Genomic DNA, 13,353 nt, shown 5'->3' on the forward strand with positions numbered 1-13,353 from the left:
TCACAGTCCGATCTCGTGACGCAGCTCCTGGGTGCGCGCCACCCAGTTGCCGACGTTCCAGCGGCCGTAGGAGGGAAGGCCACCGTCCGGGTCTGCCCCGAAGTAGACGGGGACGTGGACGAGCGACAGGCCGGGATGGGCGCGGGCCTTGTCGAGCGCCGCCCGCAGTTCCTCGGGCGTGGTGCCGCCGAACAGGGCCTTCACCCCGCTCACCGACGACGCCCAGGCCACGTAGTCGACGGCGACGTGGTCCCAGGTGGCGTGGTCCTTGCCGTACTGGGCGATCTGGAGGCTGGAGATGGCGGCCATCCGGCGGTTGTCCAGCACCACGACGCAGCCGGTCGCGCCGTGCGCCACGCCGTCGATGAGCACCTGGGGGTTCATCGTGAACGAGCCGTCGCCGGTCACCGCCACCCCGTACCAGTCGTCTCCGGACAGGGCGGTGGCCAGCACCGCGCTCGTGGCGAAGCCCATGTAGCTGGCGCCGGCCTCGGTGAAGGACTCCTCGGGCTCGTCCTGGGCCGACATCTGGAAGCCGTAGGCCTGGACGTCGCCGGCGTCGAAGAACGTGACCGCCCGCGTGTCGGCCGCCCACTGCGCGACCGTGTGCACGGCGGCGGGCTGGGTGAGCACCTCGCGGTCCCAGACCGGGTCGTGCAGCCGGGGACGGGCCAGGCGGGCCGCCTTGAGCTCTTCCCAGGCCGCCCGGGCCGTCCGGCACTCGGCGAGCCACGCGCTGTCCTGCCGGGGGCTCCCGTCCTCGGCCCGTACGGCCCGTACGGCCTCGATCAGGGCGGCCAGGCTCAGCCGGGCGTCGCCGACCAGGGCGCTGGTGCGGGCGTAGTGGGTGGCCGCGTCCAGGTCGGCGTTGATGTTGACGACGTGCCGGACATTGGGGTAGCCGGTGCGCGAGGAGTCCGCCTGGCAGACCGAGCGGGTGCCGACGGCGACCAGCAGGTCGGCGTGTTCCATGGCGTGGTTGCCGCTCAGCGAGCCCTTGGCGCCGCCGACCATCATCTGGCGCGGGTGGCCGGAGGGGATGGTGCCGAGGCTGACCGGCGACATCACGAAGACGCCGTCGACGAGGTCGGCCAGCTCCTCCAGCTCCGACCGGCAGTCGGTGGCGCCGCCGCCCACCTTGATCACCACGCGTTCGGCCGCCAGCAGCCGCCGGGCGATCTCCTCGTACGACGTGGCCGGGTCTGCCGGGCCGAGCCGCGGCGGCGCGCCGACCGGGAGCTCGTCGAGGTTGAAGTCCTTGATCACCTCTGGCTGCGTGTTCAGCGGCAGCAGCAGGTAGAAGGGCCCCGGCCGGTACGGATGGTCGACCTGGTTGAGGCCGCGGCGCAGCGCCGTGGGCAGGGCGCGTGGCGTGTGCAGCGAGTAGGCCGGGCCCATCGTGGCCGCCAGCCGCAGGAACAGCCCCTGTTCGGCGCGCGGGATCTGCTGCATGTTGGGGCCTTCGTCCTCGGTGGTCTCGTCACCGTAGAGATGCCAGACCCCGACGCCGTCGCTCGCCGCCACGAGCGAGCCGGCCATCGCCTGGAGCGCTCCCGGCCCGATCGAGGTGACCACCGCCGCCTTCTCCCCCGTGACCCACCGCAACGCCGTTGCCGCGTGGGACGCCTCGGTCTCGTGCCGGACGGCGTAGGTCTGGAGAACGCCCGCGTCCTGGTAGGCGCGCAACACCTCGCCCAGTTCGGTCGAGCCGTGGCCGAGCACGACGACGAACCGGGTCACCCCCTGCCTGACCAGCCCGAGGACGACCGCCTCCGCCATGGTCAGGTCGGCCCTGCGCGGCAGCTCGCCGCCGTCGAGGGCCTCCTCGAAACCACCGGCGCGCGCGATCGCCGCCGCCCGCGCGACGCGTTCAGCAGTCATCCTGCTCGACTCCCCCTCCACCGTTCTCCTTCGACTCGTGGATGTAGCCGAGAACGTACAACGCTGTTGAGGTATCGGCAATATCTCGTACAGGAAATACGGGCACACGAAGGTAAAATGACCTAGTTTGTTGCTTATTTGACAACAAATCAGGCATTGAGGGCATGTGGGCGGGAGCGCGGTGAGACTGACATCGACGAACTCACCAGGCGCCGTCGGAGTGGCGGAGCCGACCCGTCGGCGACCGGCGGCCCGAGACGCTCAGGCGGCCGAGTCGCCGGTCCTTCAGAGGTTGCGCAGGTCGAGGGGGCCGAGGTCGCGGACGGTCCGGGCCAGGGCGCGGATCATGTCGTTCTCCGCCTCGGTCGACCACACCAGCGCGAACTTCAGCGGATCGTCGTCCCGGAGGGGCAGGTAGGCGATGTCGGGCCGGAGGTAGTAGCGCTTCATGTGGTGGGCGACGAGGCCGACGCTCTCTCCGGTGGAGATCAGCGAGAGCATCTCCTCGGTGTTGCTCGCCAGCGGGCCGCGCTCGATGCGGCGGCTCACGGAGGTCCGGGGCGGGAGGAAGCCCTCCGCCCAGTAGTCCGGCCTGGACGGGGCGTCCACGTGCTGGAAGTCGGCGAGCATCTCCGTCAGGGCGGTCGCGTGCCGGGTGAGTTCGTGATCGGCGGCCACGGCCAGCAGGCGCGGGTCGGTGAACAGGACCGGCCCCGTCGTCAGGTCGGGTTCCTCGACGGGCAGCCACGCGACCAGGACGTCGATGTCACCGCGGCGCAACCCGGCGAACGGATCGGCGAACGGGGAGATCCGGATCTGCAGCCTCCACTGGGGATGGTGGTCGCGGAAATCGTCCCAGTAGCGCCGCAGGTCGTAGGAGTTGTGCGGGATCATGCCGACCCTGAGCACGCCGGTGATCCCCTCGGCGGCCAGCCTGGCCCGGCGCACGCCCTCCTGGAGGCCGCTGTACATCGGCCAGAGGTCGTCGCGGAGCTGCCGGCCGATCGGCGTCAGCCGTACCGACCGAGAGCTTCGTTCGAAGAGCAGGGCGCCGATCTGGCGCTCCTGCTTCTGGACCGCCTTGGTGATCCGGGCGGGGGTGACGTGCAACCGCTCGGCGGTGCGAGCGAAGTGGAGCTCTTCGGCCAGCGTCAGGAAGATCTCGATGTCGCGCAGCTCCACGACTCCCCCTCACGTTGCTCTCGGGGTCAATTCTGCCTTGCGCATTTTGTCATTGTTTCGGGCTGTTCAGCGCCTGGATCCTGGGTCACCGAACAAGTCGGACGATTCTGGAGTGACAAGATGACGCAGCTCACAGGCAAGACGGCACTGGTGACCGGGGCCTCGCGAGGGATCGGCCGGGCCGTGGCACGGCGGCTGGCGGCCGCGGGCGCGCTGGTGGCCGTGCACTACGGCAGCAACGAGGACGCGGCCCTGGAGACCGTGCAGCTGATCGAGAAGGACGGCGGCCGCGCCTTCCCGGTACGGGCCGAACTGGGCGTGCCCGGGGACGTCGACACCCTGTTCGCCGGACTGGAGGCGGGGCTCACCGCGAGGACCGGCCAGGTGCGGCTGGACATCCTGGTCAACAACGCCGCCATCAACACCGGCGGGCCGATCGACACCGTCACCCCCGAGGCCTTCGACCGGCTGATCGCGATCAACACCAAGGCGCCGCTGTTCATCGTCCAGCGGGCCCTCCCGCTGCTCAACGACGGCGGCCGGATCGTGAACGTGACCACCGCGGCGACCAGGATCGCCATGCCCGAGGCGCCGTACGCGATGAGCAAGGTCGGCATCGAGGTGCTCAGCCGTTCCCTGGCCCAGCAGGTGGGCCCGCGCGGCATCACCGTCAACGCCGTCGCGCCCGGGCCGACGGTCACCGACATGAACCCATGGATGCTCGGCAACCCCGAGGTCCAGCAGATGGTCGGCACCGGCAACGCCATCCCCCGCATCGGCCGGCCCGACGACATCGCCGACGTGGTCGCCTTCCTGGCCTCGGAGGCCGGACGGTGGGTGACCGGCCAGGTCGTCGACGCCTCCGGCGGCTGTTTCCTCGGTCCCCGGATCTGAGCTGACAGCGCCCCGGGCCGCCGTCAGCCGATGCTCAACCGGGTGTCAGCGCGTCCCGGCAGTTTTGGACCTACCGCAAGCAACCCTCTCACCTTTCAGGAAACACGATGAAGCTTCTTGCCCTCGGCCTGGCCTCGGCCGGCCTGACCATGGCCGGCACCATCGCCGTCGCCGCGCCCGCGTCGGCCGACACCGGCGTGGTGGCCGCGCTCGACAGCGTGGCCAAGCCGCTGGCCTCCACCTCTCCCGGGGCTCGCGGGCACGACCTCGACGCCTTCGGCGCCATGGTGGGGCGGGCGCAGGTGGTCGGCGTGGGCGAGGCCACGCACAGCACCGCCGAGTTCTACACCCTCAACCAGCGGCTGTTCCGCTACCTGGTGGCCGAGAAGGGGTTCACCACGTTCGCCCGCGAGCTGAGCTGGAGCACCGGCCTGCGCCTGAACGACTACGTCCTGTACGGCGAGGGCGACCCGCAGGCGATCTTCCACGACGAGGTCAAGGGCCCCTACGACCTGTTCGACAACCGCGAGTTCCTCGACCTGGTCCGGTGGATGCGGGCCCACAACGCCGGCCACGCAGAGAAGGTCCAGTTCATGGGCGCCGACCTGCTCTACCCCGGCGACATCCTGTTCGACAAGGTGCTGGCCTACGTCAAGCGGCGCCACCCCGCCCTGCTGCCCGAGCTCACCCGGCTGTACGACGGGCTGCGGCCCACCACGAAGAACGCCGGGGAGTACATGGCACAGGCGATGGCCGTACCCCTGAAGACCAGGCAGGACCACGCGCGGCGCGCCACGCAGGCGCTCAGGCTGCTGGAGCGCCAGGGCGCGGACAAGTGGGCGGTGCAGCACGCCCGCGCGCTGTCGCAGACCTTCACCGACTTCGCCTTCGACCAGGCCACCGAGGACGGCCGCCGCCAGGCCCAGGAATACCGCGACAGCGTGCTGGCCGACAACGTGGCCTGGTGGAACGCCACCACCGGGGCCAAGATCCAGGTGTCCGGGCTGAACGCGCATCTGAGCTACACTCCGATCGACACCGCGTTCGTGCCGACCCCGATGGGCGGCCTGCTGCGCAAGCGGCTCGGCGACCGGTTCGTCACCGTCGGCACCAGCTTCGACCAGGGCGGCTACAACTTCGCCGGCTCCGAGGACGGCTGCCCGGACGGCGTCAAGCCCGCCGAGCGGCCGATGACGTGCAAGGGCTCGGTCTCCGCCGCGCCCGCCGACTACAACGAGCACACGCTGGACCAGGTGCGCCACCGCGACTTCATGCTCGACACCCGCACCGCGCCGGCCGCCGCCAAGGCGTGGCTGTCGCAGGCCCGGAACACCCGCCTGATCGGCGGCGGGTTCTGGTCGCCCGGCCAGGCCGTCCAGGCCGCCCTGGGACGCTCCTTCGACGTGGTCATCCACCTGCACCAGGTCAAGGCCGCCCGGCTCCTGCCGTGAGATCTCACGGCACGGCCGGACGGGAGCAGGGCGAGCCACGACCGCGCTGACCTGGCTCGCGTGGGAACCGCCCGTCCCTGACCCCTGTGCCCACCACCCTTCGAGGTGGTGGGCACGCACGGCCGAGCCCTCAGAGGGCGTGCCCGCCGGCGACCCGCAGCACCTGACCGGTGATCCAGCGAGCCGAAGGTCGACGTGTCGACGTCGTCCGGCGATTCGCGGTGAGCCGCGTTGTTTCGGCACAGGCGGGCGCCGGTACCGCACGGCCTGCCGTGCTCCCTCCTCTCACCTGATCATCTCGCCATGGGCCAAAATGGCCCGCATGCCTTCCACTCCGTCCGGATTCAACGACTACGACAGGATCGCCGAGGGGTACACGGCCGAGAACGAGACCGGCCTCGTGAACGCGTACTACGAGCGGCCCGCGATGCTGGAGCTCGCCGGGGACGTGACCGGCCGACGCGTCCTCGACGCCGGCTGCGGCTCGGGTCCCCTGTTCGCCGAGCTGCGCGATCGAGGGGCCGTCGTGACCGGCGTCGACGCGAGCGCCGGGATGCTGGAGCTGGCCCGGCGACGGCTGGGCGCCGACGCGGACCTGCGGGTCGCCGACCTGGGCAGCCCACTGCCTTTGCCCGACGGCGAGTTCGACGACGTCATCGCGTCCCTGGTGCTGCACTACCTGGAGGACTGGGGGCCGGCGCTGGCCGAGCTGCGACGCGTGCTGAAGCCCGGCGGCCGGCTCCTCGTCTCGGTCGACCATCCCTTCGTCAGCACCCTCGTCAAGCACATGGCCGGGGAAAGGCCCGTCTACTTCGGAACTCGCGACCGGGTCGAAGAATGGACCATGGGAGGGCAGACCGCCCGGATGAGGTTCTGGGACCGGCCGCTGCACGCGATGAGCGAGGCGTTCACCGAGGCCGGCTTCCGGATCAGCGTCATCAGCGAACCACCGGCCGCGCCGGAGGCCCGCGAGCTGTTCCCCGACGAGTTCCGCGAGATCACCGGCACGCGGTTCCTGAGCTTCCTGTTCTTCGTCCTGGAAGCCGCCTGACGGCCGCGGGTCAGAGCAGGCCGAAGAAGGTGCGGATGGCTGTGACCAGGGTTTCCGGGGCGGCCAGGCCCACCATGTGGCTGGGGCTCACCGCGTCGCCCCACCACCGCAGGTCGTTCCGGCGGGACGCTATGCGCCGCATGATCGCCGCACCTCCGTGCGAGACCCCCGTCGGCACCGCCCGCTGATCGATCGGCAGCCCGGCGGCCCCTTCGTAGTACGGCCACGACGAAGACCCGCCGGTGCCGGTCAGCCAGTACAGACTGGCGTTGGCCAGGACGAGGTCCCGCGCGACCGGCTCCTTCAGCGGCGACCAGCCGTCGAACTCCTTGAACCGCTCCACCAGGTACGCGAGCTGCGCCACGGGCGAGTCCACGAACCCGTAGGAGAGCGTCTGGGGCCGTTTGGCCAGGTAGGGCCCGTATCCGCTGCCGCCCGAGGTCCACGCGGTCAGCTCGGCGAGCGAGGCCAGTTCCTCCTCGTCCGCCCCGTCGAGCTCGCCGGGTTCGCCGGTGGGGATGCCGAGTCCGGCGGTGATGAGCGAGCCCACCACGTGCTCGCCGTCCAGGGCGGCCAGCTGAGGGGTCACAAGCGCTCCCGCGTCGTTGCCGTGGGCGCCGTACCGGTCGTAGCCGAGGCGGGCCATGAGCTCGGCCCACGTCCGGGCCACGCGGACGATGCTCCACGGCCGCTCGTCCGGCGGGTCGGGGAACGGCGAGAAGGCGAACCCGGGCAGCGAGGGCGCCACGACGTGGAAGGCGGCGGCCGGGTCGAGCCCGTACGCCCGCGGGTCGGTGAGCGGCCCGACGACCTCGATGAACTCCAGCACGGAGCTCGGCCAGCTGTGCGTCAGGACGACGGGCAGCGCGTGCGGTTCGGGCGAGCGGACGTGCAGGAAGTGGATCGTCTGCCCGTCGATCACCGTCGTGTACTGGTCGAAGGCGTTGAGCCGGGCCTCGACGGCCCGCCAGTCGAACTCGTCGGCCCAGTACGCGGCCAGCTCACGTAGATAGCCGACCGGCACGCCCCGGTCCCACCCGCCCGGCAGCGGCCCGGCCCAGCGGGTGCGCCGCAGCCGCTCCTTGAGGTCGTCGAGGTCGGCCTGCGGAATGTCGATGCGAAAGGGCTTCATGGGGGAACACTAGGAACCCATGCGGCAAGGATCGTTCCGCGATCCCCGTACGGGAGCATGAAAAAGCCCCGCACGGGAAACCCGTGCGGGGCCTTTCAAGGCTGAGCCTTAGCTCTGACCGCCCGCGAGCTTCTCGCGGAGGGCAGCGAGCGCCTCGTCAGAGGCGAGCGCGCCGCTGGCCGGAGCCGACGACGAGCTGCCCGACGGAGGAGCGGTCTCGCCGCTGTAGGACGAGGGAGCGGCCTCGCCGGCCTCCGCCTCGGCCTTGCGGGCCTCCTCGATCTGCTTGCGGTGAGCCTCGAAGCGAGTCTGGGCCTCGGCGTACTGCCGCTCCCACTCCTCACGCTGCTTGTCGAAGCCCTCGAGCCACTCCCCGGTCTCCGGGTCGAAGCCCTCGGGGTAGATGTAGTTGCCCTGGTCGTCGTACGTGGCCGCCATGCCGTAGAGGGTCGGGTCGAACTCGACCTCGGTGCCCACACCCTCGTTGGCCTGCTTCAGCGAGAGGCTGATGCGGCGACGGTCGAGGTCGATGTCGATGATCTTCACGAAGATCTCGTCGCCGACCTGGACGACCTGCTCCGGGATCTCCACGTGGCGCTCGGCCAGCTCGGAGATGTGGACCAGGCCCTCGATGCCCTCCTCGACCCGGACGAACGCACCGAACGGCACCAGCTTGGTGACGCGGCCCGGCACGACCTGACCGATCTGGTGGGTACGGGCGAACTGCTGCCACGGGTCTTCCTGCGTGGCCTTGAGCGACAGGGAGACGCGCTCGCGCTCCATGTCGACGTCGAGGACCTCGACCGTGACCTCCTGGCCCACCTCGACGACCTCAGACGGGTGGTCGATGTGCTTCCAGGACAGCTCGGACACGTGGACCAGACCGTCGACCCCGCCGAGATCGACGAAGGCGCCGAAGTTGACGATCGAAGAGACGACGCCCTTGCGGACCTGGCCCTTCTGCAGGGTGTTGAGGAACGTCTGGCGCACCTCGGACTGCGTCTGCTCCAGCCAGGCGCGGCGGGAGAGAACCACGTTGTTGCGGTTCTTGTCGAGTTCGATGATCTTCGCCTCGAGCTCGCGGCCGACGTACGGCTGCAGGTCGCGGACCCGTCGCATCTCGACCAGGGAGGCGGGGAGGAAGCCGCGCAGGCCGATGTCGAGGATGAGACCACCCTTGACGACCTCGATGACGGTACCGGTGACGATGCCGTCCTCGTCCTTGATCTTCTCGATCGTGCCCCAGGCGCGCTCGTACTGCGCGCGCTTCTTGGACAGGATCAGGCGGCCCTCTTTGTCCTCCTTCTGGAGAACCAGGGCCTCGACGTGCTCCCCGACCTCCACGACGTCAGCAGGGTCGACATCGTGCTTGATCGAAAGCTCGCGCGAGGGGATGACACCCTCGGTCTTGTAGCCGATATCGAGAAGGACCTCGTCTCGATCGACCTTGACGACGGTGCCCTCGACGATGTCGCCGTCGTTGAAGTATTTGATGGTCTCGTCGATCGCTGCGAGGAAGGCTTCCTCGGACCCGATGTCGTTGACCGCTACCTGCGGGGTGCTCGAGGTGGCCTCAGTGCTGGACGTCATGTGTGGAATTGCTCCGAACGCGGACAGGATGTCGATGTGGCGGATGCGCGGCAGGCCCTCTTCCGCATCAAGCCGAGGAATGACGACATCGACGTGACCGAGCGCGAGCCCGCTCCGTCTGAGGCGCGCGCGAGCCCACAGCGCAGCGATCAGCATATGAGACGTTGGCCACGAGGTCAATCCGGGGGCGCATCAGTACGCAATGATCTGGGACTCCCGCTTGGGGTTGATATTACCTCTTTGTTTCCGCGGGATGGAGATCCGCTCGGGATCGCCGTCCGAGACGTAGCGCTCGCCAGGGTGCTTGTTCAGCCACTCCAGCCAGTACTGCGAGCACCACTTGCGGCACTCCCCGCGCTTGCCGTTGCTCTGGATCCGCTGGATCGCCCCACGATCAAAATTTTTCGCGTAGGGCGAAAGGGACGGCTGGGCCCCGGCGAGGAACACGCCGGCGAAATCATATCGGGTTCCGTCCCAGGAACCGGTACGGGCGAGCTTCTTGGGCCGCGGCATCGACCCGTACGGCAGGGCCAGGGTCCTGTCGGGCGGCGCCCCCAGCTTCTTGAGCAGGCGCTCCACCCGGACGATCTGCTCGCGTACCTTCTTCTTCGACAGCCGCCGCAGGTCCGGATGGGACCAGGTGTGGTTGGCGACCTCGAAGCCGTGCTCGACCAGCCACCGCACGGCGGCCGCCTGCTGCTCCTGATCGCGCAGCCCGAAGGGCTCCCGGGTGATCCAGAACGTCGCGGTCGGCCGGAACGAGGGGTAACGGGCGGCCACGTCGAGGATCACGCCGACGGCGGTGTCGGGCTCGGGGTTGCCGGAGGCGTCCAGCGCGAAGTGGCTCGGGTGCCCGTCGTCGAACGTCAGCACCACGGGGAAGCGCCCGGCCGGCACCCGGATGTCGCCGGTGGCGAACTCTCCGGCCGTGATGGGCACGTAGCCCTGCTTGGCCAGTTTCTCCAGCTCCTGCCGGAGCTGGCCGGGGGTGCGGTCGATGGAGGCCACGCGCTTGCGCAGGATCCGGTGGTACATGATGATCGGCACCAGGCCCGCCTCGTTGGCGCGCACCTGCCGGGCGAACTCGGGGGTGGCGACCACGCCCGGAGGCTCGGAGACGTTCTGGGGTTGTCCCTGCGGAGGAGTGACGGGGGCGATCACGCCGACTCTGGCCGACGCCTGGGTAGTAGGGGTCTCACCGTCAGGTAAGAGACTCAGCCCGACGATGGCCACGGCCACCACCGCCACGTTCGCGATTGCGATGATCCGCGTGAACGACGTTGGTACCCGCACAAATCTCCCGGCAACTCGGCCAAAACTATCTTCAGCGTAGACGAGAAGCCCCGGAGACGGCGGGGCTACGCCGTTCGCGATATGTCGGACTGCCCCGCCGTGTCGGGATAAACATCGTCAGTGGCCGGCGTCCTCCCACGTACGCCCGACGCCCACCGAGACCTCCAGCGGAACGCGCAGGTGGTAGGCGGCGTTCATCTGGTCGCACACGAGCTGCCGCAACGTCTCCAGCTCGCCCGGCGCGACCTCGAACACCAGCTCGTCGTGCACCTGCAGCAACATCCGGGAGGCCAGCCCCTCCTCGGCGATGGCCTGGTGGACGTGGAGCATGGCGACCTTGATGATGTCGGCCGCCGAGCCCTGGATGGGGGCGTTGAGCGCCATGCGCTCGGCCATCTCCCTGCGCTGGCGGTTGTCGCTGGTCAGGTCGGGCAGGTAGCGGCGGCGGCCCATGATCGTCTCGGTGTAGCCGTCGGTGCGCGCCTGGGCCACGATGGCCTGCAGGAAGTCGCGCACGCCGCCGAACTCGGTGAAGTACTCCTCCTTCAGCGCCCGCGCCTCGGAGACCGGGATGTTGAGCTGCCCGGACAGGCCGAAGTCGGACAGGCCGTAGGCCAGGCCGTAGTTCATCGCCTTGATGCGCGCCCGCAGCTCGCCGTCGATCTGCTCGGGCGGCAGGTCGAACACCCGGGCCGCGGTGGCCTGGTGGAAGTCGTGGCCGGACTCGAAGGCCTCGATCAGCGACTCGTCGCCGGACAGGTGGGCCATGATGCGCAGCTCGATCTGGCTGTAGTCGGCCGTCAGCAGCTGCTCGAAGCCCTCGCCGACCACGAAGCCCTGCCGGATGCGGCGGCCCTCCGCGGTGCGGATCGGGATGTTCTGCAGGTTGGGCTTCTCCGACGACAGGCGGCCGGTCGCGGCGATGATCTGGTTGAACGTGGTGTGGATGCGGCCGTCGTCGCCGATCTCCTTGATCAGGCCCTCGACCGTGGTGCGCAGCTTCTGCTGGTCGCGGTGGCGCAGCATGATCGTCGGCAGCTCGTGCTCGGTCTGGGTGGCGAGCCAGGCGAGCTGGTCGGCGTCGGTGCTGTAGCCGGTCTTGATCTTCTTCGTCTTGGGCAGGTTGAGCCGGGTGAAGAGGATCTCCTGCAGCTGCTTGGGCGAGCCGAGGTTGAACTGCTCGCCGACGGCGCGGTGGGCCTCCTCCACGGCGTGCTTGACCGCGGCGCCGAACTCGGCCTCCAGACCGGCGAAGTACTGGCTGTCGACGGCGATGCCGGCCCGCTCCATCTCGGCCAGCACCGACAGCAGCGGCAGCTCGACGTCGGCCAGGAGCTGGGTGCCGCCGCGGCCGGCCAGGAAGCTCTCCAGGGAGTCGGCCAGCTCGCGCACGGCGTGGGCGCGCAGCGCGAGGTCTTTGGCCGGGGCGTCCTCGTCGTCGCCGAACAGCGCGGCCTGGCCGCCGGACTCCTCCTCGGCCCGCAGGTCGCGGTGGAGGTAGCGCCTGGCCAGGTCTTCCAGCGCGAACGTGCGCTGGCCCGGCATGGCGAGGTAGGCGGCCAGCGCGGTGTCGCAGCTCAGGCCGCGCAGCTCCAGGCCCTGGGCCCACAGGGCCAGGATCGGGCCCTTGGCGTCGTGGACGGCCTTGGGCCTGCTCGCGTCGCCCAGCCAGGCCCGCAGCGCCGCCTCGTCGGCCTCGGTGAGCTTGACGGGGTCGATGTGGGCGGCGGTGCCGTCGGGCGAGGCGACGGCGATGCCGTCGATGCGGCCCGAGCCGCTGCCGTAGGAGCCCTTGAAGGCCAGCCCGGCGCGGCCCTGCGGCAGCGCCGCCAGCCAGCCGGCGACCCGGTCGGGCCCGAGGATGACGGTCTCGACCTCGAAGCCCTGCTCGGGCTCCGCCTCGCCGGTGCCGAGCACCTTGAAGACGCGCTCGCGCAGCTCGCCGCGGATCTGCAGGGTGTCGAACAGCTTGTTGATCTCCTCGCGCTCCCACACGCCCTGCGTGAGGTCGCCGAGGTCGACGTCGAGCGGCACGTCGCGCAGCAGCTCGGTGAGGCGGCGGTTCATCAGCACCTGGGCGACGTGCTCGCGCAGCTTGTCGCCGACCTTGCCCTTGACCTCGTCGACGCGGTCGACCAGGGCGGTCAGCGAGCCGAACTCGCGCACCCACTTGGCCGCCGTCTTCTCGCCGACGCTGGGGATGGACAGCAGGTTGTCGCTGGGGTCGCCGCGCAGGGCGGCGAAGTCGGGGTACTGGGCCGGGGTCAGGCCGTACTTCTCCTCGACCGCCTCGGGGGTGAACCTGGTCATGTCGCTGATGCCCCGGCGCGTCATGAGGACGGTGACGTTCTCGTTGACGAGCTGCAGGGCGTCGCGGTCGCCGGTGACGATCAGGACGTTCATCCCCTGCTCGGCCGCGCGGGTGGCCAGGGTGGCGATGAGGTCGTCGGCCTCGAAGCCCGCCTTGGACAGGTGCGGGACGCGCAGCGTGTCGAGCAGCTCGTAGATGAGCTGCATCTGGCCGCGGAAGTCTTCGGGGGTCTCGCTCCTGTTGGCCTTGTAGTCGGAGTATTCCTCGTGGCGGAACGTCGGCTCCGACCTGTCGAAGGCCACCGCCACGTGGGTCGGCTGCTCGTCGCGCAGGATGTTCGTCAGCATCGAGGTGAACCCGTAGACCGCCTCGGTGTGCTGACCGTCGGTGGTCATGAGGTTGGCGTCTTTGAGCGCGTAGAAGGCGCGGTAGGCCAGGGAATGCCCGTCGAGCAGCAACAGACACGGGCGGCTGGGGGTCACTTCACTCTTCGGCACGTACGCAGCCTAGTCTGCGTCAACGACAGAAAACCCGAGCTCGGAAGAGTGGAGAGATCCCCTTGACGCAT

The 13,353-nt window shown here is 69.8% G+C and carries 9 protein-coding genes; 3 read left to right on the forward strand and 6 right to left on the reverse strand.

The window, feature by feature from the left end; translation table 11 throughout:
• Both ACWCSU_RS11070 and ACWCSU_RS11075 read right to left on the reverse strand, forming a co-directional pair.
• The gene (locus ACWCSU_RS11070; RefSeq protein WP_449934885.1) at positions 1-1,881 is read right to left on the reverse strand and encodes a thiamine pyrophosphate-binding protein; all 1,881 of its coding nucleotides are present in this window, start codon (positions 1,879-1,881) and stop codon (positions 1-3) included.
• A 285-nt stretch (positions 1,882-2,166) separates the two neighbouring features.
• On the reverse strand, positions 2,167-3,063 hold the full coding sequence (locus tag ACWCSU_RS11075; RefSeq protein WP_449934886.1) for a LysR family transcriptional regulator: 897 nt from the start codon (positions 3,061-3,063) through the stop codon (positions 2,167-2,169).
• Positions 3,064-3,183: 120 nt separating this feature from the next.
• Between ACWCSU_RS11075 and ACWCSU_RS11080 the strand changes: the two genes are divergently transcribed.
• The 3 genes from ACWCSU_RS11080 (at position 3,184) to ACWCSU_RS11090 (ending at position 6,459) form a co-directional block, all read left to right on the forward strand.
• On the forward strand, positions 3,184-3,957 hold the full coding sequence (locus tag ACWCSU_RS11080) for an SDR family oxidoreductase (RefSeq protein WP_449934887.1): 774 nt from the start codon (positions 3,184-3,186) through the stop codon (positions 3,955-3,957).
• Between the two features lie 107 nt (positions 3,958-4,064).
• Positions 4,065-5,408 (forward strand): erythromycin esterase family protein, encoded by a 1,344-nt coding sequence (locus ACWCSU_RS11085; protein WP_449934888.1) that lies wholly within the window; start codon positions 4,065-4,067, stop codon positions 5,406-5,408.
• Between the two features lie 313 nt (positions 5,409-5,721).
• Complete coding sequence (locus ACWCSU_RS11090) at positions 5,722-6,459, forward strand: class I SAM-dependent methyltransferase (protein ID WP_449934889.1); 738 nt, start codon at positions 5,722-5,724, stop codon at positions 6,457-6,459.
• Positions 6,460-6,469: 10 nt separating this feature from the next.
• Here the strand turns inward: ACWCSU_RS11090 and ACWCSU_RS11095 are convergent, their stop codons facing one another.
• The 4 genes from ACWCSU_RS11095 to polA all read right to left on the reverse strand — a co-directional run bounded on the left by ACWCSU_RS11095 (position 6,470) and on the right by polA (position 13,282).
• Positions 6,470-7,591 carry an epoxide hydrolase family protein gene (locus tag ACWCSU_RS11095; RefSeq protein ID WP_449934890.1) on the reverse strand — a complete coding sequence of 374 codons (1,122 nt, stop codon included), beginning with the start codon at positions 7,589-7,591 and terminating at the stop codon, positions 6,470-6,472.
• A 108-nt stretch (positions 7,592-7,699) separates the two neighbouring features.
• Complete coding sequence (gene rpsA / locus ACWCSU_RS11100) at positions 7,700-9,181, reverse strand: 30S ribosomal protein S1 (RefSeq protein ID WP_352358288.1); 1,482 nt, start codon at positions 9,179-9,181, stop codon at positions 7,700-7,702.
• A gap of 192 nt (positions 9,182-9,373) precedes the next feature.
• Complete coding sequence (locus tag ACWCSU_RS11105; RefSeq protein WP_449934891.1) at positions 9,374-10,429, reverse strand: polysaccharide deacetylase family protein; 1,056 nt, start codon at positions 10,427-10,429, stop codon at positions 9,374-9,376.
• A 162-nt stretch (positions 10,430-10,591) separates the two neighbouring features.
• On the reverse strand, positions 10,592-13,282 hold the full coding sequence (gene polA / locus ACWCSU_RS11110) for a DNA polymerase I (protein ID WP_364092680.1): 2,691 nt from the start codon (positions 13,280-13,282) through the stop codon (positions 10,592-10,594).
• Between the last annotated feature and the right edge of the window lie 71 nt (positions 13,283-13,353).

Source organism: Nonomuraea sp. NPDC001699, from assembly GCF_053596455.1.

Excerpts from the sequence above, each read along its gene's own strand:
- ACWCSU_RS11070 (WP_449934885.1), bottom strand. The coding sequence starts at position 1,881 with ATGACTGCTGAACGCGTCGCGCGGGCGGCGGCGATCGCGCGCGCCGGT.
- rpsA (WP_352358288.1), bottom strand. The coding sequence starts at position 9,181 with ATGACGTCCAGCACTGAGGCCACCTCGAGCACCCCGCAGGTAGCGGTC.
- ACWCSU_RS11085 (WP_449934888.1), top strand. The coding sequence starts at position 4,065 with ATGAAGCTTCTTGCCCTCGGCCTGGCCTCGGCCGGCCTGACCATGGCC.
- ACWCSU_RS11090 (WP_449934889.1), top strand. The coding sequence starts at position 5,722 with ATGGCCCGCATGCCTTCCACTCCGTCCGGATTCAACGACTACGACAGG.
- ACWCSU_RS11095 (WP_449934890.1), bottom strand. The coding sequence starts at position 7,591 with ATGAAGCCCTTTCGCATCGACATTCCGCAGGCCGACCTCGACGACCTC.
- ACWCSU_RS11080 (WP_449934887.1), top strand. The coding sequence starts at position 3,184 with ATGACGCAGCTCACAGGCAAGACGGCACTGGTGACCGGGGCCTCGCGA.